The following is a 16,652-nucleotide window of genomic DNA, read 5'->3' as shown; positions in this document are numbered from 1 at the left end:
CGGCCACCCGACCGCCTAGGGTGATCGGCATGGCGGACGCGGTGGTGATCGGAGCCGGGCCCAACGGGCTGGTCGCGGCGAACCTCCTGGCCGACGCGGGCTGGGACGTGGAGGTGCTGGAGGCGCAACCCGACCCGGGCGGGGCGGTGCGCAGCGACCGGGGCGTCCACCCCGACTACGTCAGCGACCTGTGCAGCGCCTTCTACCCGCTCGGCGTCGCGTCCCCGGTGATGCGGGCGCTGCGCCTCCAGGAGCACGGCCTGCGGTGGCGGCACGCCCCCGCCGTGCTCGCGCACCCGCTGCCGGACGGGCGCTCAGCCGTCCTGGAGCGCGACCCCCAGGCCACCGCCGCGAGCCTGGACGCGCTCGGCGCGGGCGACGGCGCGGCGTGGCTGCGCCTGTACGAGATGTGGGAGAAGGTCGGCGAGGAGCTGCTGGCGGCGCTGTTCGGCCCGTTCCCGCCGGTCCGCGCGGCGCTGCCGCTGGCCGCCGCCGCGCGGCGGGCGGGCGGGCTGCGCGTCCTGCGGACGCTGCTGGCGCCGGTGCGCACGCTCGGCGAGCAGGAGTTCGCCGGTCCGGGCGGGCCGCTGCTGCTCGCCGGGTCGGCGCTGCACACCGACGCCTTCCCCGAGACGACGGGCGGCGCGGCCTACGGGTGGCTGCTGGCGATGCTCGGGCAGCGGTACGGCTGGCCGGTGCCGGAGGGCGGCGCGGGCGAGCTGACCGCCGCGCTCGTCCGGCGGCTGGAGTCGCGCGGCGGGCGGCTCCGCTGCGACACCCCGGTCACCTCGGTCGTCGTGCGGAACGGGCGCGCCCTCGGTGTCCGGACGGCCTCCGGCGAGGCGGTGCGGGCCAGGCGGGCGGTGCTGGCGGACGTGTCGGCGCCCGCGCTCTACGGCGGGCTCGTCGGCTGGTCCGACCTGCCCGGCCCGCTGCGCGAGGACATGCGGCGCTTCCACTGGGACAACGCGACGTTCAAGGTCGACTGGGCGCTGTCCGGCCCGATCCCCTGGGCGTCGGACGGCACGGCACGCGCGGGCACCGTGCACCTGTCCCCCGGCATGGACGCGCTGACCGGCTACAGCGCGCAGCTCGCGAGCGGGCACGTGCCGTCCGAGCCGTTCGCGCTGCTCGGCCAAATGACGACCGCCGACCCCGCCCGCTCCCCCGCCGGGACGGAGTCGGTGTGGGCCTACACCCACGTCCCGCACGAGGTCGGCGGCGACGCCGGCCCCGACGGGATCACCGGCGCCTGGGACGAGCGGGAGCGGGTGGCGATGGCCGACCGGCTGGAGTCGGTGGTCGAACGCCTCGCGCCCGGATTCCGCGACCGCGTCACCGCGCGGCGGATCATCGCGCCGCCGATGTTCTCCGAGCACGACGCCAACCTGCCGAACGGCGCGCTCAACGGGGGCACGGGGCTGGCGCACCAGCAGTTCGTCCTGCGCCCCGTCCCCGGCCTCGGACGCGCCGAGACGCCGGTCGCGGGCCTGTTCCTGGCGTCGGCGGCGGCGCACCCGGGCGGCGGCGTGCACGGCGCGTGCGGCGCCAACGCGGCGCGCGCGGCCCTCGCCCACGACCGGCCCGCCGGGCGCCTCCTGCTCACCCCCGGTCTGGAGGGGCTCCGCCGACTCCTCACGTGATCCGATGTTTGGATAAATGCCCCAGTAGCTCCCCCTATGGGGGTTTAGTCCGGGTCAACAGGTCGGAAGGGTTTACCGCCGCGGGGTTTTCCCCACGGCCGGAACATGCGACCTTGGCAGGAGGAAGCCCGGCGACCGGCCCCCGGCGGCCGTCGCGCCACGGGTCCGGACCGGCAGCGGAGCGTGAGGCATGCGGATTCGCGACATCCTGCGGCGGAAGGGAGACACGGTGGCCACGGTGCGGCCCGAGGCCACCGTTCGGCAGTTGCTCGCCGTCCTGGCCGAGCACAACATCGGGGCGGCGGTCGTCTCGCCCGACGGCACGACCATCACCGGCATCGTCTCCGAGCGCGACGTGGTGCGGCGGCTGCACGACCGCGGCGCGGCGCTGCTCGACCACCCGGTCACCGAGATCATGACCTCGGAGGTCCGCAGCTGCGACCCCGGCGACAAGGTCGAGGACCTGCGCCGCACGATGACCGAGCACCGGTTCCGGCACGTGCCCGTCGTGGTGGACGGGCGGCTCGCCGGGATCGTCAGCATCGGCGACGTCGTCAAGAGCGCGATCGACGAGTTGCAGAGCGAGCGCGAGCACCTGGTCGACTACATCCAGCGCGCTCCTTAGTTTGAAGTCCCGGCCCACCACCCTCGCCTGGCGGCTCGGGCGGTGACCGTGCCTTTGCGGGCGCGGAATCGCTTCGCGATCTTCGCGGTGGGGCCTCGCCTCCGGCGTCGGCCCCACCGCTCAGCTAACGCGCCCGCGCGGTGGCTGAGGTCGTTGAGACCTTCCGTGCCCCTTGAGCGGCTCAGACGTAGGCGGTGACGGGGCGGGCGGCGGGGGCCTCCCGCACCTCCTGGAAGGCGTGCGCGAGCCGCTCGACCGCGAGGCGCAGCGTGCCCGGCGGCAGCACGTAGGGCAGCCGGACGTAGTCCTCCAGCACGCCGTCCACGCCGAACACCGGGCCGGGCGCCACCCGCACGCCCGCCCGCTCGGCCGCCTCGGCGAGCCGCGTCGCGACCGGGGCGCCGAGCCGCGCCCACAGGCACATGCCGCCGTCCGGCAGCCGGAACTCCCAGCCCGGCAGCGTCGCGCGGAGCGCCTCCGCGAGGGCGTCGCGGCTGGGCAGCAGGGTCGCGGCGCGGTCGGCGCGGACCTCCTCCAGCCGCAGCAGCAGCTCTTGGACGATCAACTGGTCGAGCACGGGGCTCGCCATGTCGAACGGCTCGCGGGCGAGCGTCAGGCGGCGCGCCAGCGGCGCGGTCGTGCGGATCCAGCCGATGCGCAGCCCGCCCCACAGCAGCTTGGACGCCGATCCGACGCTGATCACCCGGCCGCCGGTGTCGAACGCGGCGAGCGGCGGCTCACGCGGCGCGTCCGGGTCGAGCGCGAGGTCGGCGAAGGTCTCGTCGGCCACCAGGAACGCGTCGGCGCGGCGCGCGGCGCCGACCAGCGCCTCCCGCTCGGCGGCCGGCATCAGGCGCCCGGTCGGGTTCTGGAAGTCGGGGATCATGTAGGCCATCCGGACGGCGGCCTGCCGCATGCCGCCCGCGACCAGCTCCATGTCCCAGCCCTCGTTCACCCCGACCGGGACGAGCCGGACGCCGCGCCCGCGCAGCGCGCCGAGCGCGTGCGGGTAGGTCGGCCGCTCCACCATCACCGCGTCGCCCGGCTCCGCCAGCGAGTGCGTGAGCAGCGTGAACGCGTGCTGCGCGCCCGTGGTGACGACGATCTGGTCGGGACGGGTGGGGACGCCGCGCGCCGCGTACCCGGCGGCGACGACCTCGCGCAGGCTCGCGAGCCCGGCGGGCTCGTAGCCGGGGCCCGCGCTGTGGCGGGGCAGCTCGGCGACGGCGGCGGCGACGGCCTCCTCGAAGATCGCCGGGGCCCCGGGGGTGGCGCAGCCGAGGTCGATGAACCCGGCGGTCTCCGGGACGGGGTAGGCCCGGCCGAACCGCTTGCCCGCGGCGGGCGCCGCCTCCCCGGTCGGACGCGCCGACCACCGGACCGGGGGCAGCGCCGTCCAGCTCCCCGCGCCCTGCCGGCTCGCGACGTGGCCCTCGTCGCGGAGCCGGTCGTAGGCGGCGGTGACGGTGGTGCGGCTGACGCCGAGCGCGGCGGCCAGGTCGCGTTCGGCGGGCAGGCGCGTGCGGGGCGCGAGCCGCCCGTCCTGGATCAGGCCGCGGACCGCGCCCGCGAGCGCCGCGTAGACGGGCCGCTCGCGCGGGACGTCGCCGAGGAGCCGGGCCAGGTGCGGTCCGCTCACGTAACGCGTGCTCATACGAACCACCTCATATGAACCACATTCGCATAATGGCCCTGGAACTTCCAGGCCACTGTAGGCGATGATGGTCAAACCTCAGCCAAACATGACTCTGGAGCGCGACAATGGCCTTGATGGCACGCAGGTTGGTCCAGCTCTACGCTGGATTGGCCTTGTACGGGCTCGGGATCGCCCTCCAGGTGAGGTCAGACCTCGGCAACGCCCCGTGGGACGTCCTGCACCAGGGCCTGTCCCGGCGCGTCGGGCTCTCGATGGGCGCGTGGATCGTCATCGCGGGCGCGCTGGTGATGCTCGCCTGGATCCCGCTGCGGCAGCGCCCCGGCCTCGGCACGGTCAGCAACGCCGTCCTCGTCGGCGTCTTCGCCGACCTGTTCCTGTGGCTGCTGCCCGATCCGAGCGCGCTCGCCGCGCGCTGGACGTACCTGGTGGCCGCCGTCCTCGCGGGCGGGTTCGCCACCGGCTGCTACATCGGCGCGGGCCTCGGGCCCGGCCCGCGCGACGGCCTGATGACCGGCATCGCGGCGCGGGGCCACTCCATCCGCGTGGTCCGCACCGGCATCGAGGTGAGCGTGCTGGCGGCGGGATGGCTGCTGGGCGGCACGGTCGGCCTCGGAACGGTCCTGTACGCGGTCACGATCGGCCCGCTCGCCCACGTCTTCCTGCCGGCGCTGACCGTCACCGGGCCCGAGCCGGAACCGAGCGGGCTAGAGGACGAGGCGGACCACCTGGTCCGCCAGGGCGGATAGCAGCGGCGCGGCCTCCGACCTCAGCTCGTCCAGCGCGCGGGGGCCGTCGGCGAGGCTGAAGGCGGCGGTGAGGCCGAGGGCGTGCAGCCCATCGAGCGGGCCCGCGACTCCCCCGGCCAGCGCGACGGCCCGCACGCCGCGCTCCCGGGCGAGCGCGGCGACGGCGGAGACGACCTTGCCGGACGCGGACTGCCCGTCCACCCGCCCCTCACCGGTGATCACCAGATCGGCGCCGGCGAGCGCGGCGGGCAGCCCGACGGCCGCGGCGACCAGCGCCGCGCCGGGTGCGGGCTCGGCGCCCAGGGCCCCCGCCAGGCCGCCGCAGGCGCCGCCGGCCGCGCCCGCGCCGGGCAGGTCGTGGACGCGGACGCCGTAGCGGTCCGCGAGGACGTCGGCGAACCGGGTGAGCGCCGCGTCCAGTTCGCGGACCTGCGCGGGCGCCGCGCCCTTCTGCGGGCCGAACACGGCGGCGGCGCCGGACGGCCCGGTCAGCGGGTTCGTGACGTCGCAGGCCACACGGAAGCGGGTGGCGCGGACCTCGGCGGGCACGTCCGCGTCGTCGATCGCGGCCAGCCGGGCCAGCGCCGCGCCGCCCGGCGGGAGCTCGGCGCCCGAGGCGTCCAGGAAGCGGAAGCCGAGCGCGCTCAGCAGCCCGGCGCCGCCGTCGGTGCTGGCGCTGCCGCCGACGCACACGAGCACCTCGCGGGCGCCGCGCCGGACCGCGTCGGCGACCAGCGCGCCGGTGCCGGTGGTCGCGGCGCCCAGCGGGTCGGGCGGGACGTCCTCGACCAGCGGCAGCCCGGACGCGGCGGCCAGTTCCACGACCGCCGACGTCCCGTCGCCCGACAGCCCGTAGCGGGCCGTGACCGGACGGCCGAGCGGGTCGGTCGCCGCGACCTCGACCCGCCTGCCGCCGCGCGCGCCGAGGAAGCAGTCGAGCGTGCCCTCACCGCCGTCGGCCATCGGCACCGCGCGGACCCGCGCGGCGGGCGCGGCCCGGCGGACGCCCGCCGCGATCGCGGCGCAGGCGTCCCGGGCGGTCAGGCTGCCCTTGAAGGAGTCAGGCGCGACGACCACCCGCATCGGCGGTCAGCGTTCGGCGGTGTGGGCGGCGAGGACGGAGGTCAGCTCCTCGGGCAGCACCAGCGCGCCGCCCTCGTACCGGGTCTCCAGCGGCCGCAGCGCGCCCGCCCGCCACCAGTACAGGTTCGGGCTGATCGAGCCGGGGCCCTCCTCGTAGGCGCGGTGGGCCTGCGCCTGGAGCTCGCGCGCGGCGGCCGCGGCGGCGCGGTAGCGGGCCCGGGGCGAGGGCTCGGCGATCCGCAGCGGGTGCGCCACGATCAGGCCCCGGTTCGGGGCGATGACCAGCGCGCCCGACGGCCCGATCGGCAGGTACTCCTCCAGCCACGCCAGGTGGGTCGCGGTGTAGAAAGTCCAGCCATGCAGGACCGACACGCGGATGCCGCCGAGGTCCTGCTCGTCGTGCTGGAGCGCCCCGTCGCCGCGCACGTTGTCGCGGCCGAGCATGAACAGCGCGTCGCCGGAGACCGGCCAGCCGTGCATCTCGTGCGCGGACAGCGTCCGCACGCTGGTCGGGGTGTCGACGACCACGGCCTCGATCAGGCCGGGCGCGAACGGGCGGGAGGCGAGCTGGCCGTTGTCGTCCTCGGCCGGGTAGATGCGGGTGCGCAGCAGGTGCTGGGCGAGGTCGAAGTCGGACAGGTCGAGCGGCTCCTCCATCGCGGTGACGATGGTGGTGACCTGGTCGGACACCAGCGCGGGCCAGTCGTCGCGGGGCACCAGCCGCGCGAGCTGCCGCAGGTCGCGCATGCGGACCGGGAGCTGGTAGGCGCCCTGGAGCAGCATGACGTCGCCGGGCGCGCGGCGGCAGGCGTAGCCGAGGCTCTCGCCGACCAGCACCACCAGCGATTCGAGGGTCCCGTCGTCCCAGGGGTCCGGGCGGGCGTGCCGGCCGCTCATCGCGCACCTCCGGGCGCTCGCAGGGTCAACGCGCCGGCGTCCAGCCGGACGGGGGCGCCGAGCTCCAGCGTGCGCTGGCGCGGGCCGTGCCCGACCGGCGCCCCGGCGAGCACCGGCACGCCGAGCGGGCCGAGCCTGGCGGCGAACACGGCGTCCAGCTCGGCGGGGTCGCCGGACCGTTCCCACGAGCCGAGGACCACCCCCGCCGCGCCGTCGAACCAGCCCGCCTGGAGCAGTTGGACGAGCATCCGGTCGATCCGGTAGGGCGCCTCGGAGACGTCCTCCAGCAGGACGACGCGCCCCGCCGCCGGGGGCGGGGCGTAGGGCGTGCCGAGCAGCGCGGTGAGCAGCGTGAGCGTGCCTCCTGTCAGCGGCCCCTCGGCGAACCCCTCGCACAGCGCGTGGGTGCCGGTCAGCGGGCTCTGGTCCTCGCGGAACAGCGCGGCGCGCAGCCCCTCGAACGTCTCGACATCGGCGGCGTCCGCCCCCGGTGTGCGCTCCGCGCCCTCGGCCCCGCTCGCGCTACCGGCCCGACCCGCGTCCCCGGCCTGAGCCGGGTGGTCGGTGCGGCCCGCGTTCCTGGGCTGGTCCGCGTTCCTGGGCTGGTCCGCGTTCCTGGGCTGGTCCGCGTTCCTGGGCTGGTCCGCGTTCCTGGGCTGGTCCGCGTTCCTGGGCTGGTCCGCGTTCCTGGGCTGGTCCGCGTTCCTGGGCTGGTCCGCGTCCCTGGGCTGGTCCGCGTCCCTGGACTGGCCCGCGTCCCTGGACTGGCCCGCGTCCCTGGACTGGCCCGCGTCCCTCGGATGGCTCGCGTCCCTGGTCGGGGCCGCGGGATCGGTTCGGTTCGCGTCGGCGGGTCGGGGGGCGTCGGCGAGGTGGGACGCGGCGGCGAGGTCGGCGACGCGGCCGGCGGGCATGGGGCCGAAGGAGGTCGTGACGCCGAGGCGCGCGCCGAACGCGACGTGCAGCGCGGTGATGTCGCTGGAGCCGTGCAGGATCTTGGGCCCCGTCCCGGCGCGCTCGGCCTCGCGCGCGGCGGCCGCCAGCGCGTGCCAGTCGAGGTGGTCGAGGACGCGGGTGGCGCCGTACCCGCCGCGCGCGCAGACCACCGCGCGGACGCGCGGGTCGCACCAGGCGGCCTCCAGGTCGGCGGCGCGGTCGGCGTCGCCGCCCGCGAGCCGGTGCCAGTCGTCGCGGAGGGGGCCGGGCGCGCCGAGGTTGACTCGGTCGAGGGCGTGCTTGCCGACCACGACGTCAAGGCCGAGGTCGCGCAGGACGGCGCAGCCCGCCTCCAGCCGCGCCGGGTCCGCGGGACCGCTCGGCGCGACGACCGCGATCCGGTCACCGGGCCGCAACCCCCTGTACCGGCGGAGGTCGGACGCGCTCGACCGGCCGCCGGGCAACCCGGCGGCGGGCTCGCCGGACGACCCGTCGGCCGCCTCAGCGCGGGCGCCCCCGCTCATCAACCCGATCCCTCCTCGCACCGCGACGGATAGAGCTTGTCAGGATCCGGACGCCAGCGGAAGGGGCGGCCGGTCACGACCCGCCAACAGATCATCTCGCGTTCCGGGGGCCTTCCGCGACCCGGGATTCGGACAGGTCGCACGGAGCGTCACGGTCCGACCGCCGCCGAAAGATGCCAAACTTGTTCGGGTATGAGGTCGACGCCGCACATCCTTGTGATCAACGGCACCAAGGTCCGCCGCCCGGTCTTCGTCCTGGGCGCACCCCATTGCGGTGCGGACCTGCTGGCCCGTGCGGTGAAACGGTCCGCCGGGTTCCACCTGACCACGGGCCGCCCCGGGGTCCTGCGGGTCACCTACGCCTTCGCGCGGCGGCCGGCGATCGCGACGGAGCGTGGCCAGGGAGCGGCGCGGGTGCTCCGCGACGCCTACGCCGAGGCGTGGCAGGTGTCCGCGCGGGCCTGCGCGGAGTGCTCGGCCGAGTGCCGTGAGCTGGCGGGGCTGCCGCCGCGCGTCCCCGACGGGGAGGCTTCCGAGCCGTGCGTGGCCGCGGCCGGCATCGCGCGGTTCGCCGACGCCTCCCCCGACCTGATCTACAGCGCCGACGTGCTGCTGGACGCCTTCCCCGACGCCCAGCTCGTGCAGGTGATCCGGGACGGCCGGGACGCGGTCGCCGACATGCTCGGCGACGAGCGCTGCCTCGCCTGGTTCAAGCCGGGCCTGGCCAACCTCGACGCGGTGTTCCCCAACCCGTTCCTCGGCGTGGAGGACCACACCGAGCGCCGCCGCTGGCCGAGCGCGGCGCCGGCCGTCAAGTGCGCGCTGCGCTGGCGCGGCTCGGTGCGGCTCAGCGCACGGCTGCGGCAGCAGGTCCCGGAGGAGCAGCTGCACACCGTCCGGTACGAGGAGCTGGTCGCCCGGCCGCGCCGCGTCGCCGCCGACCTGTCGGAGTACCTGGACACGGCGATCTCCAGGACGGTCCTGACCGGCCTCGTGCGGGCCGGGGCGAGGGACGCGCGCGGCGTGGACGAGCACGGCGTCGGGTCGTGGCGGGAGCGGCTGTCGCCCCGGCAGCTCGCCCAGGTCGAGAAGGTCGCCGGGACGGAGCTGCGCAGGCTCGGCTACCGGCTCACCGCCGACGTCTGAGTGCCGCTCGCCTCGCCGTCGCCGGAGGGGGCGTCCAGGCCCTCGCCGTCGCGCTGGCGGGCGAACTGCGTGCGGTACAGCTCGGCGTACAGGCCGCCGCGCAGCAGCAGCTCCTCGTGCCGCCCGCGCTCGGCGACCCGCCCGTCGTCGATCACGAGGATCTGGTCGGCCTCGCGGATCGTGGACAGCCGGTGCGCGATCACCAGCGACGTGCGCCCGGCGAGGGCCGTCTTCAGCGCCCGCTGGACGGCCGCCTCGGACTCGGAGTCCAGGTGCGCGGTCGCCTCGTCCAGCACGACCACCGACGGCGCCTTCAGCAGCAGCCGCGCGATCGCCAGCCGCTGCTTCTCCCCGCCCGACAGGCGGTAGCCGCGGTCGCCGACGACCGTGTCCAGGCCCTCGGGCATCGCGGTGACGAGGCCACCGATCTGCGCCGACCCGAGCGCGGCGAGGATCTCCTCGTCGGTGGCCTCCGGCCGGGCGTAGCGCATGTTCTCGCGGATCGTGTCGTGGAACAGGTGCGCGTCCTGGCTGACCACGCCGATCTCCGCGCGCAGCGAGTCGAGCGTGACGTCGCGCACGTCGGCGCCGCCGATCCGGACGGCGCCGTCCGAGACGTCGTACAGCCGCGAGACCAGGTGCGTGATCGTCGACTTGCCCGCGCCCGACGGGCCGACCAGCGCGACGAGCTGCCCGGGGGCGGCCGTGAAGTGCACGTCGTGCAGGACCTCGCGGGCGGGCGCGGTGTCGGTCCGCGCGATCGACTCCAGCGAGGCCAGCGACACCTCCTCGGCCGAGGGGTAGGCGAACCGGACGTGGTCGAACTCGATCGCCGGGGCGGCCGGGGCGGCCGGGGCGGCCGCCTTCCCGGTCGTCGCGGGCCCTCGGGACGCCTCCAGCGCGCGGGCGTCCTCGCGGTCGCGGATCAGCGGCTTGAGGTCGAGCACCTCGAACACCCGGTCGAAGCTGACGAGGGCGGTCATCACGTCCACGTGGACGTTGGACAGCGCGGTCAGCGGGCCGTACATGCGGGTCAGCAGCGTGGCGAGGGCGACCAGCGTGCCGAGTTCGAAGCCGCCGTCCACGACGAGCACGCCGCCGACGCCGTAGACCATCGCGGTGGCGAGCGCGGCGACCAGCGTCAGCGCGGTGAAGAACACGCGGCCGTACATCGCCGCGACGATCCCGATGTCGCGGACCCGCGCGGCCCGCTGGGAGAAGTTCTCCTCCTCCTCGACCGGGCGCCCGTACAGCTTGGCGAGCATCGCGCCCGCCACGTTGAACCGCTCGGTCATCAGCGAGCTCATCTCGGCGTCCAGCACCATCTGCTCGCGGCTGATCCGCGACAGCCGCCGCCCGACCCACTTGGCGGGCAGCACGAAGACCGGGAGCAGCAGCAGCGCGATCAGTGTCACCTGCCAGGACAGGATCAGCATCGTCACGAGGACGAGGATCAGGCTGATCACGTTCGACACCACCGACGACAGCGTCGTGGTGAGGGCCCGCTGCGCGCCGATGACGTCGTTGTTGAGGCGGCTGACCAGCGAGCCGGTCTGGGCGCGCATGAAGAACGCGACGGGCTGGCGCTGGACGTGCCCGAACACCTGCGTGCGCAGGTCGTAGATCAGGCCCTCGCCGATGCGCGCCGAGTACCAGCGCTGCGCCAGCCCGAGCACCGCCTCCAGCAGCGCGAGTCCGCCGACCGCGAGGGCGAGCCACACCACCACGTCGTCGTCGCCCGGGATGATGCCGCGGTCGATGATCGACTTGAGCAGCAGCGGGTTGGCGACGACGATCACCGCGGCGACCGTGTTCAGCGCGAGGAACAGCACCAGCTCGCGGACGTACGGGCGCGCGTAGCCCGCGATCCGCCTGACGGTCCCGGGCTTGAGCTTCTGCTGGGTGACCGAGCCGTCCCGGCGGAACGAGGCCATCACCTGCCAGCCGTTGCCCGGCGTTCCCGGCATCCCCACATGCGCCTCCGAGGGGTCGCTGCCCGCCCGCTGTGGACCCGTGGGCGGAACAAGTACGTAATCAAGTAAGCATCTCAGTGTCCGCTGTGCACAACACGCCGTGCCCCACGGCGCTTCCCGGCTCCGCTCACGGCGTAACCATCCCCTGACCGGGCGCGTCCACAACGTCCAATAACGGGCGATCTTATGGACTTCCCGCCGGTCCGGTAGTAGATGTGATCGACAACTTTTCAGGCTCACATCCCCCCAGGAGCCCACCAGTGAGACGACGCTTCCCGCGAGGCGGCGCCGGCGTGATCACCCTCACCGCCGCGCTGCTCGCCACCACCGCGCTCCCGGCGGGCGCCGCCGCGCCCACGAGGCCGGCGCGCGCCCCCGAGACCGTCCCTCGCCTGACGGTGAGCGGCGGCGAGACCCAGCCGGTCTTCTCCCGCGCGGACGCGGTCACCCAGACCGTCAACATCGAGACGACCGTCGACAGCGACGAGGACGGCGTCCGCGACCGCGTCCAGATGCGGATCATGCGGCCGAAGGAGACCGACACCGCCGGGCTGAAGGTCCCGACGATCCTGGAGGCCAGCCCGTACTGGGCCGGCACCCACAACGTCGACAACCACCCGGTCGACATCGGCGACGCGCAGGGCAGGGCGCTGGCGCCGAGCCGGCGCGACCTCGCCGGCATCTTCCCCGGCATCTACGACAACTACTTCCTGCCGCGCGGCTACGCCATCGCGAACCTCGACAGCATCGGGACGGGCGGCTCCACCGGCTGCCCGACCTCCGGCGACCGCAGCGAGCAGGCGGGCGCCAAGGCGGCGGTGGACTGGCTGAACGGCCGCGCCAAGGGCTTCGCGCCCGACGGCACGCCGGTGAAGGCCGGCTGGTCGACCGGGAACGTCGGCATGATCGGCCAGTCCTACAACGGGACGCTGCCGAACATGGCGGCGGCGACCGGCGTGCAGGGCCTGAAGGCGATCGTGCCGATCGCGGGCATCTCCAGCTGGTACGACTACTACCGCGCCAACGGCGGCGTGCTCGCGCCCGGCGGCTACCAGGGCGAGGACCTCGACGTCCTCGCCAAGGCGGTGCTGACCCGGCAGAACCCCGAGGTCTGCGCGAAGATCATCGACGACATCGAGGCGAAGCAGGACCGCGAGACCGGCGACTACGGCAAGGTCTGGGCCGAGCGCGACTACGTCGGGCAGGCCAGGAAGGTCCGCGCGGCCGTCATGGTCGTGCACGGGCTGAACGACTGGAACGTCAAGGTCAAGAACTCCGTCCAGTGGTGGAACGCGCTGAAGCAGGCGGGGGTGCCGCGCAAGCTCTGGCTGCACCAGGCCAACCACGCGACGCCGTTCCGCTGGCGCCTGGAGGAGTGGCTGCGCCAGACGCACCACTGGTTCGACCGGTACCTCTACGGCATCCGCAACGGCATCGACAAGGAGCCGCGCGTCGACGTCGAGCGCGCCCCCGGGCAGTGGGAGACGGCCAAGGACTGGCCCGTCCCCGGCACCCGCACCGTCCCGCTGAGCCTCAACGCGGGCGACGCGGGGCAGCCGGGCACGCTCGCGCTGCGCCCCCGGCAGGGCGCCGACCAGTCGCTGGTGGACGCGGGCAGGACCAGGACCGCCGAGGAGCTGCTGGTCAACGAGGACAAGGCCGACCCGAACCGGCTCGCCTACCTGACCCCGGCGCTCACGGCGCCGCTGCGCGTCAACGGGACCCCCGAGATGTCGGTCCGCGCCTCGCTGGACGGGAGGTCGCCGTACCTGACGGCGCTGCTGGTCGACTACGGCACCGACGCCCGGCCGACCGGCGGCCGCCTCGACACCGGTGAGCGCGTCTGCTTCGGCCAGGGCGTCGCGGGCGACGACGGCTGCACCACCCGGCAGAAGCTGTACACCGAGACCGCCCCCTACAAGATCATCACTCGGGGCTGGCTGGACGCGCGGAACCGGCACAGCCCGAGCCGCACCGAGCCGATCACGCCCGGCAAGGCCTACGACTTCCGCTGGGACTTCCAGCCGACCGACTACGTCGTCAAGGCGGGCCACCGCCTCGGCGTGATCGTCCTGTCCACCGACTACGACTACACGCTGCGCTACCCGGCGGGCACCAAGGTCACGCTCACCCCGGGCACCAGCAAGGTCCTGCTGCCGCTCGCGCGGGGAGGCCGCGAGTCCCTCCAGTAGACCCGTCCCAGCGCCTGCGGGCCGGTGCCGTCGTGTTCGCGACGGCACCGGCCCGCCTGGCTCACGGGCCGCCGCGCGTCAGCGGGCGGCGAACAGGGCGCGGAAGCGGCCGATCTGCTCCCGGCGCTCGGCGGCGCACTGCTGTTCGAGGGTGTTCGCGGGCGCCTGCCGGAGCAGGCGCTTGGTGGCGACGGCGGCGCCCGCGTCCACCGCGAGCAGGGCGGCGACCAGGTCGGCGACGGCCCCGTCGAGCGCGCCGCGCGGGACGAGCGTCTCGGCCAGGCCGAGCCGCGCGGCCTCCTCGGCGTGGACGGTGCGGGCGGTCAGGCACAGTTCGAGCGCGCGGGGCAGGCCGACGGCCTCGACGAGCGGCTTGGTGCCGGTCAGGTCGGGGACGAGCCCGAGCGCGGGCTCCTTCATGCAGAAGGCGGTGTCGTCGGCGATCACGCGCAGGTCGCAGGCCAGGGCGAGCTGGAAGCCGCCGCCGATCGCGTGGCCGTGCACGGCGGCGATCGTGACGATCTCGGGCCGCCGCGGCCAGGTGTAGGCGTCCTGAAGCTCCGCGATGAACCGGTCGGTGGCCTCGGCGTCGGCGCCGTCGGGGAAGCCGTGCTCGGAGAACTGGGTGAGGTCGATGCCCGCGGAGAACGAGGGCCCCGCACCCTTCAGCACGACCACGCGCACCGCGTCCGGCAGCGACCGGCCGATGGCGGCCAGGCCCCGCCACATCGCGAAGGTCATCGCGTTGCGCCGCTCGGGGCGGTTCAGCGTGACGGTCGCGACGGCGCCGTCGACCTCCAGCCGAAGGCCGGCCTCGGCGAGAGCCGCCCCGCTCGGAGGGGTCCCGCCGAGTCCGGCCCCGTCGAGGCTGGGCTCGTCCGAACCGGGCTCGCGCAGGCCCGGTCCCGGTGCGTTGGCCGGTTCCGGTCCTGGCTGCGCGCTCGCGTCCGTCATCGCGCTCCCTCCGCTGTGACCTGTGACGACGCGGGCACGAGGCCCGCGATCACGGCGCAGGGAGGCGCGTCGGGCCCACCCCGCCGTCCAGTGGGGCGGGCCCGAACCTGTCCTACGCCGCGGCCGAACCCTACTCGGCCGGCCGCGGCGGCGGGTCAGGCGGTGCGCTCATCCGGGGGTCGGTGTCCGTTCAGGACTTCTTGCCCCGGGTCGCACCGCCGCGACCGCGCAGGTTGACTCCGGACTCGGTCAGAATCCGGTGGATGAACCCATACGAGCGGCCGGTGGCGGCTGCCAGGGCGCGGATGCTCTCGCCGGAGTCGTACCTCTTCTTGAGGTCCGCCGCCAGCTTGTCGCGCTCGGCACCGGTCACGCGGGTGCCCTTCTTGAGGGTCTCGGCCACGAGTACCTCCCGTAGTGATGTGGTGACCGCTGCGTTATCCCCCGCCATGATCAGTCATTCCCGCGCGTTCGGCTACCCACTCGGCCAGAAAAGATCTGCTGAAGGGCGTCCGCAGGTCACGCAAGTGCCACCAGATCAGCAAACTCGTCACTCCAGATGTCTTCGACACCATCCGGCAGCAAAATCACTCTTTCCGGCCGCAGCGCGTCGACGGCGCCCTCGTCGTGGGTCACCAGTACGATCGCTCCGGCGAAGGTCCGCAGCGCCGCCAGGATCTCCGCGCGGCTGGCCGGATCGAGGTTGTTGGTGGGCTCGTCCAGCAGCAGGACGTTCGCGCTGGAGACCACCAGCATCGCCAGTGCCAGCCGGGTCTTCTCGCCGCCCGACAGCACGCCCGCGGGCTTGTCCACGTCGTCGCCGGAGAACAGGAACGAGCCGAGGATCTTGCGGACCTCGACCGGCGCCATCCCGGGCGCGGCCGACTGCATGTTCTCCAGCACCGAGCGCTCGACCTCCAGCGTCTCGTGCTCCTGTGCGTAGTAGCCGATGCGCAGCCCGTGCCCGGCCACGACCGCGCCGGTGTCGGGCTTGTCGACCCCGGCCAGCATGCGCAGCAGGGTCGTCTTGCCCGCGCCGTTCAGGCCCAGCACGACGACGCGGCTGCCCCGGTCGATGGCCAGGTCCACGTCGGTGAAAATCTCCAAAGATCCGTACGATTTCGACAAACCCTCCGCGGTGAGCGGAGTCCGGCCGCACGGCGCCGGATCCGGAAAGCGGATCTTGGCGACCTTGTCGGCCTGCCGCTCGCCCTCCACGCCCGCGAGGAGCTGCCTCGCGCGCCGGTCCATCTGCTGGGCCGCCTTGGCCTTGGTGGCCTTGGCGCGCATCTTGTCGGCCTGCGAGAGCAGCGCGGACGCCTGCCGCTGGGCGTTGGCCGTCTCGCGCTTGCGGCGCCGCTCGTCGGTCTCGCGCTGGTCGAGGTACTTCTTCCAGCCGACGTTGTAGATGTCGATCACGCTGCGGTTGGCGTCCAGGTGGAAGACCCGGTTGACGACGGCGTCCAGCAGGTCCACGTCGTGGCTGATGACGACCAGGCCGCCCTGGTGGGACTTCAGGAAGTCGCGCAGCCACACGATCGAGTCGGCGTCCAGGTGGTTGGTCGGCTCGTCCAGCAGGAGGGTGTCGGCGCCGGAGAACAGGATGCGGGCCAGCTCGACGCGGCGCCGCTGGCCGCCCGACAGCGTCCCGAGCGGCTGGGTCATGACCCGGTCGGGCAGGCCCAGGCTGGAGGCGATCGAGGCGGCCTCGGCCTCGGCCGCGTAGCCGCCGAGGACGTGCAGCCGCTCCTCCAGCCGCCCGTACCGGCGGACGGCGCGGTCACGCCCGGCGTCGGAGGCGGTGGCCATCGCCTCCTCGGCGGCCCGCAGGTCGCGGATCACCTCGTCCAGGCCGCGGGCGGACAGGATGCGGTCGCGGGCCATCTCCTCCAGGTCGACGCCGCGCGGGTCCTGCGGGAGGTAGCCGATGGTGCCCGAGGACGTCACGCCGCCCTGCGCGGGCAGCGCCTCCCCCGCCAGCACCTTGGTGAGGGTGGTCTTGCCGGCGCCGTTGCGGCCGACGAAGCCCACCCGGTCGCCGGGGTTGACCCGGAAGGTGGCGGCCTCGATCAGCAGCCGGGATCCGGCGCGCAGCTCGATGTCGTTCGCGATGATCACAGTGACAGGGCTCCCCTGACGGACGGCTCGATGGACAGGCGCACGAAACGGCGCGCCGCGGTCGGGGTGACCGGGGCGCGCCTCGACGGCCTGTCAGCTCGGGAGCGAAACCATCCGCCCAGTGTACGCGACGCCCTGGGACGCCCGGCCACGCCCGC

At 74.7% G+C, this 16,652-nt stretch carries 13 protein-coding genes; 5 read left to right on the top strand and 8 right to left on the bottom strand.

Annotated features, from left to right (window positions below; all coding sequences use genetic code 11):
- Positions 1–29: 29 nt before the first annotated feature.
- Complete coding sequence (locus KLI87_RS26960; protein ID WP_214619199.1) at positions 30–1,643, top strand: NAD(P)/FAD-dependent oxidoreductase; 1,614 nt, start codon at positions 30–32, stop codon at positions 1,641–1,643.
- A 190-nt stretch (positions 1,644–1,833) separates the two neighbouring features.
- A complete protein-coding gene (locus KLI87_RS26955; RefSeq protein ID WP_156216827.1) occupies positions 1,834–2,268 on the top strand; it encodes a CBS domain-containing protein in 435 nt (144 codons plus the stop codon).
- 181 nt (positions 2,269–2,449) lie between these two features.
- On the opposite strand, the gene KLI87_RS26950 is transcribed toward KLI87_RS26955, so the two are convergent.
- On the bottom strand, positions 2,450–3,922 hold the full coding sequence (locus tag KLI87_RS26950; protein ID WP_214619198.1) for a PLP-dependent aminotransferase family protein: 1,473 nt from the start codon (positions 3,920–3,922) through the stop codon (positions 2,450–2,452).
- Positions 3,923–4,029: 107 nt separating this feature from the next.
- Here KLI87_RS26950 and KLI87_RS26945 point away from each other — a divergent pair, with 107 nt between their 5' ends.
- The gene (locus tag KLI87_RS26945) at positions 4,030–4,671 is read left to right on the top strand and encodes a YitT family protein (protein WP_156216828.1); all 642 of its coding nucleotides are present in this window, start codon (positions 4,030–4,032) and stop codon (positions 4,669–4,671) included.
- On the opposite strand, the gene KLI87_RS26940 is transcribed toward KLI87_RS26945, so the two are convergent.
- The 3 genes from KLI87_RS26940 to KLI87_RS40395 are packed head-to-tail and all read right to left on the bottom strand — an operon-like array spanning position 4,630 to position 8,111.
- Complete coding sequence (locus tag KLI87_RS26940; RefSeq protein WP_214619197.1) at positions 4,630–5,754, bottom strand: glycerate kinase; 1,125 nt, start codon at positions 5,752–5,754, stop codon at positions 4,630–4,632. The genes KLI87_RS26945 and KLI87_RS26940 overlap by 42 nt on opposite strands.
- A 6-nt stretch (positions 5,755–5,760) precedes the next feature.
- Positions 5,761–6,651, bottom strand: a complete 891-nt coding sequence (locus tag KLI87_RS26935) for a hypothetical protein (RefSeq protein ID WP_214619196.1) — start codon at positions 6,649–6,651, stop codon at positions 5,761–5,763.
- The gene (locus KLI87_RS40395; RefSeq protein ID WP_250904290.1) at positions 6,648–8,111 is read right to left on the bottom strand and encodes an LD-carboxypeptidase; all 1,464 of its coding nucleotides are present in this window, start codon (positions 8,109–8,111) and stop codon (positions 6,648–6,650) included. Before KLI87_RS40395 ends, KLI87_RS26935 begins: the two co-directional genes overlap by 4 nt.
- A gap of 192 nt (positions 8,112–8,303) precedes the next feature.
- Here KLI87_RS40395 and KLI87_RS26920 point away from each other — a divergent pair, with 192 nt between their 5' ends.
- Entirely contained in the window at positions 8,304–9,257 is a 954-nt protein-coding gene (locus KLI87_RS26920) for a sulfotransferase (RefSeq protein WP_214619195.1), read from the top strand.
- On the opposite strand, the gene KLI87_RS26915 is transcribed toward KLI87_RS26920, so the two are convergent.
- Complete coding sequence (locus KLI87_RS26915; RefSeq protein ID WP_214619630.1) at positions 9,233–11,224, bottom strand: ABC transporter ATP-binding protein; 1,992 nt, start codon at positions 11,222–11,224, stop codon at positions 9,233–9,235. The two genes, KLI87_RS26920 and KLI87_RS26915, sit on opposite strands and share 25 nt — an antisense overlap.
- Positions 11,225–11,490: 266 nt before the next feature.
- Between KLI87_RS26915 and KLI87_RS26910 the strand changes: the two genes are divergently transcribed.
- Positions 11,491–13,422, top strand: a complete 1,932-nt coding sequence (locus tag KLI87_RS26910) for a Xaa-Pro dipeptidyl-peptidase (protein WP_308166198.1) — start codon at positions 11,491–11,493, stop codon at positions 13,420–13,422.
- 78 nt (positions 13,423–13,500) lie between these two features.
- On the opposite strand, the gene KLI87_RS26905 is transcribed toward KLI87_RS26910, so the two are convergent.
- The 3 genes from KLI87_RS26905 to KLI87_RS26895 form a co-directional block, all read right to left on the bottom strand.
- Complete coding sequence (locus KLI87_RS26905; protein ID WP_214619194.1) at positions 13,501–14,376, bottom strand: enoyl-CoA hydratase/isomerase family protein; 876 nt, start codon at positions 14,374–14,376, stop codon at positions 13,501–13,503.
- Between the two features lie 190 nt (positions 14,377–14,566).
- On the bottom strand, positions 14,567–14,779 hold the full coding sequence (locus KLI87_RS26900; protein ID WP_021596738.1) for a helix-turn-helix domain-containing protein: 213 nt from the start codon (positions 14,777–14,779) through the stop codon (positions 14,567–14,569).
- Positions 14,780–14,895: 116 nt separating this feature from the next.
- Positions 14,896–16,494: an ABC-F family ATP-binding cassette domain-containing protein gene (locus KLI87_RS26895; RefSeq protein ID WP_214619193.1), complete on the bottom strand. Its 1,599-nt coding sequence runs from the start codon at positions 16,492–16,494 to the stop codon at positions 14,896–14,898.
- Positions 16,495–16,652: the final 158 nt, after the last annotated feature.

This window comes from Actinomadura sp. NEAU-AAG7 (genome assembly GCF_018603865.1).
Taxonomy (GTDB): Bacteria; Actinomycetota; Actinomycetes; order Streptosporangiales; family Streptosporangiaceae; genus Spirillospora; species Spirillospora litoris.
Note: the sequence above shows the minus strand (reverse complement) of the source record. Positions and strands in the feature narration are given on the sequence as shown.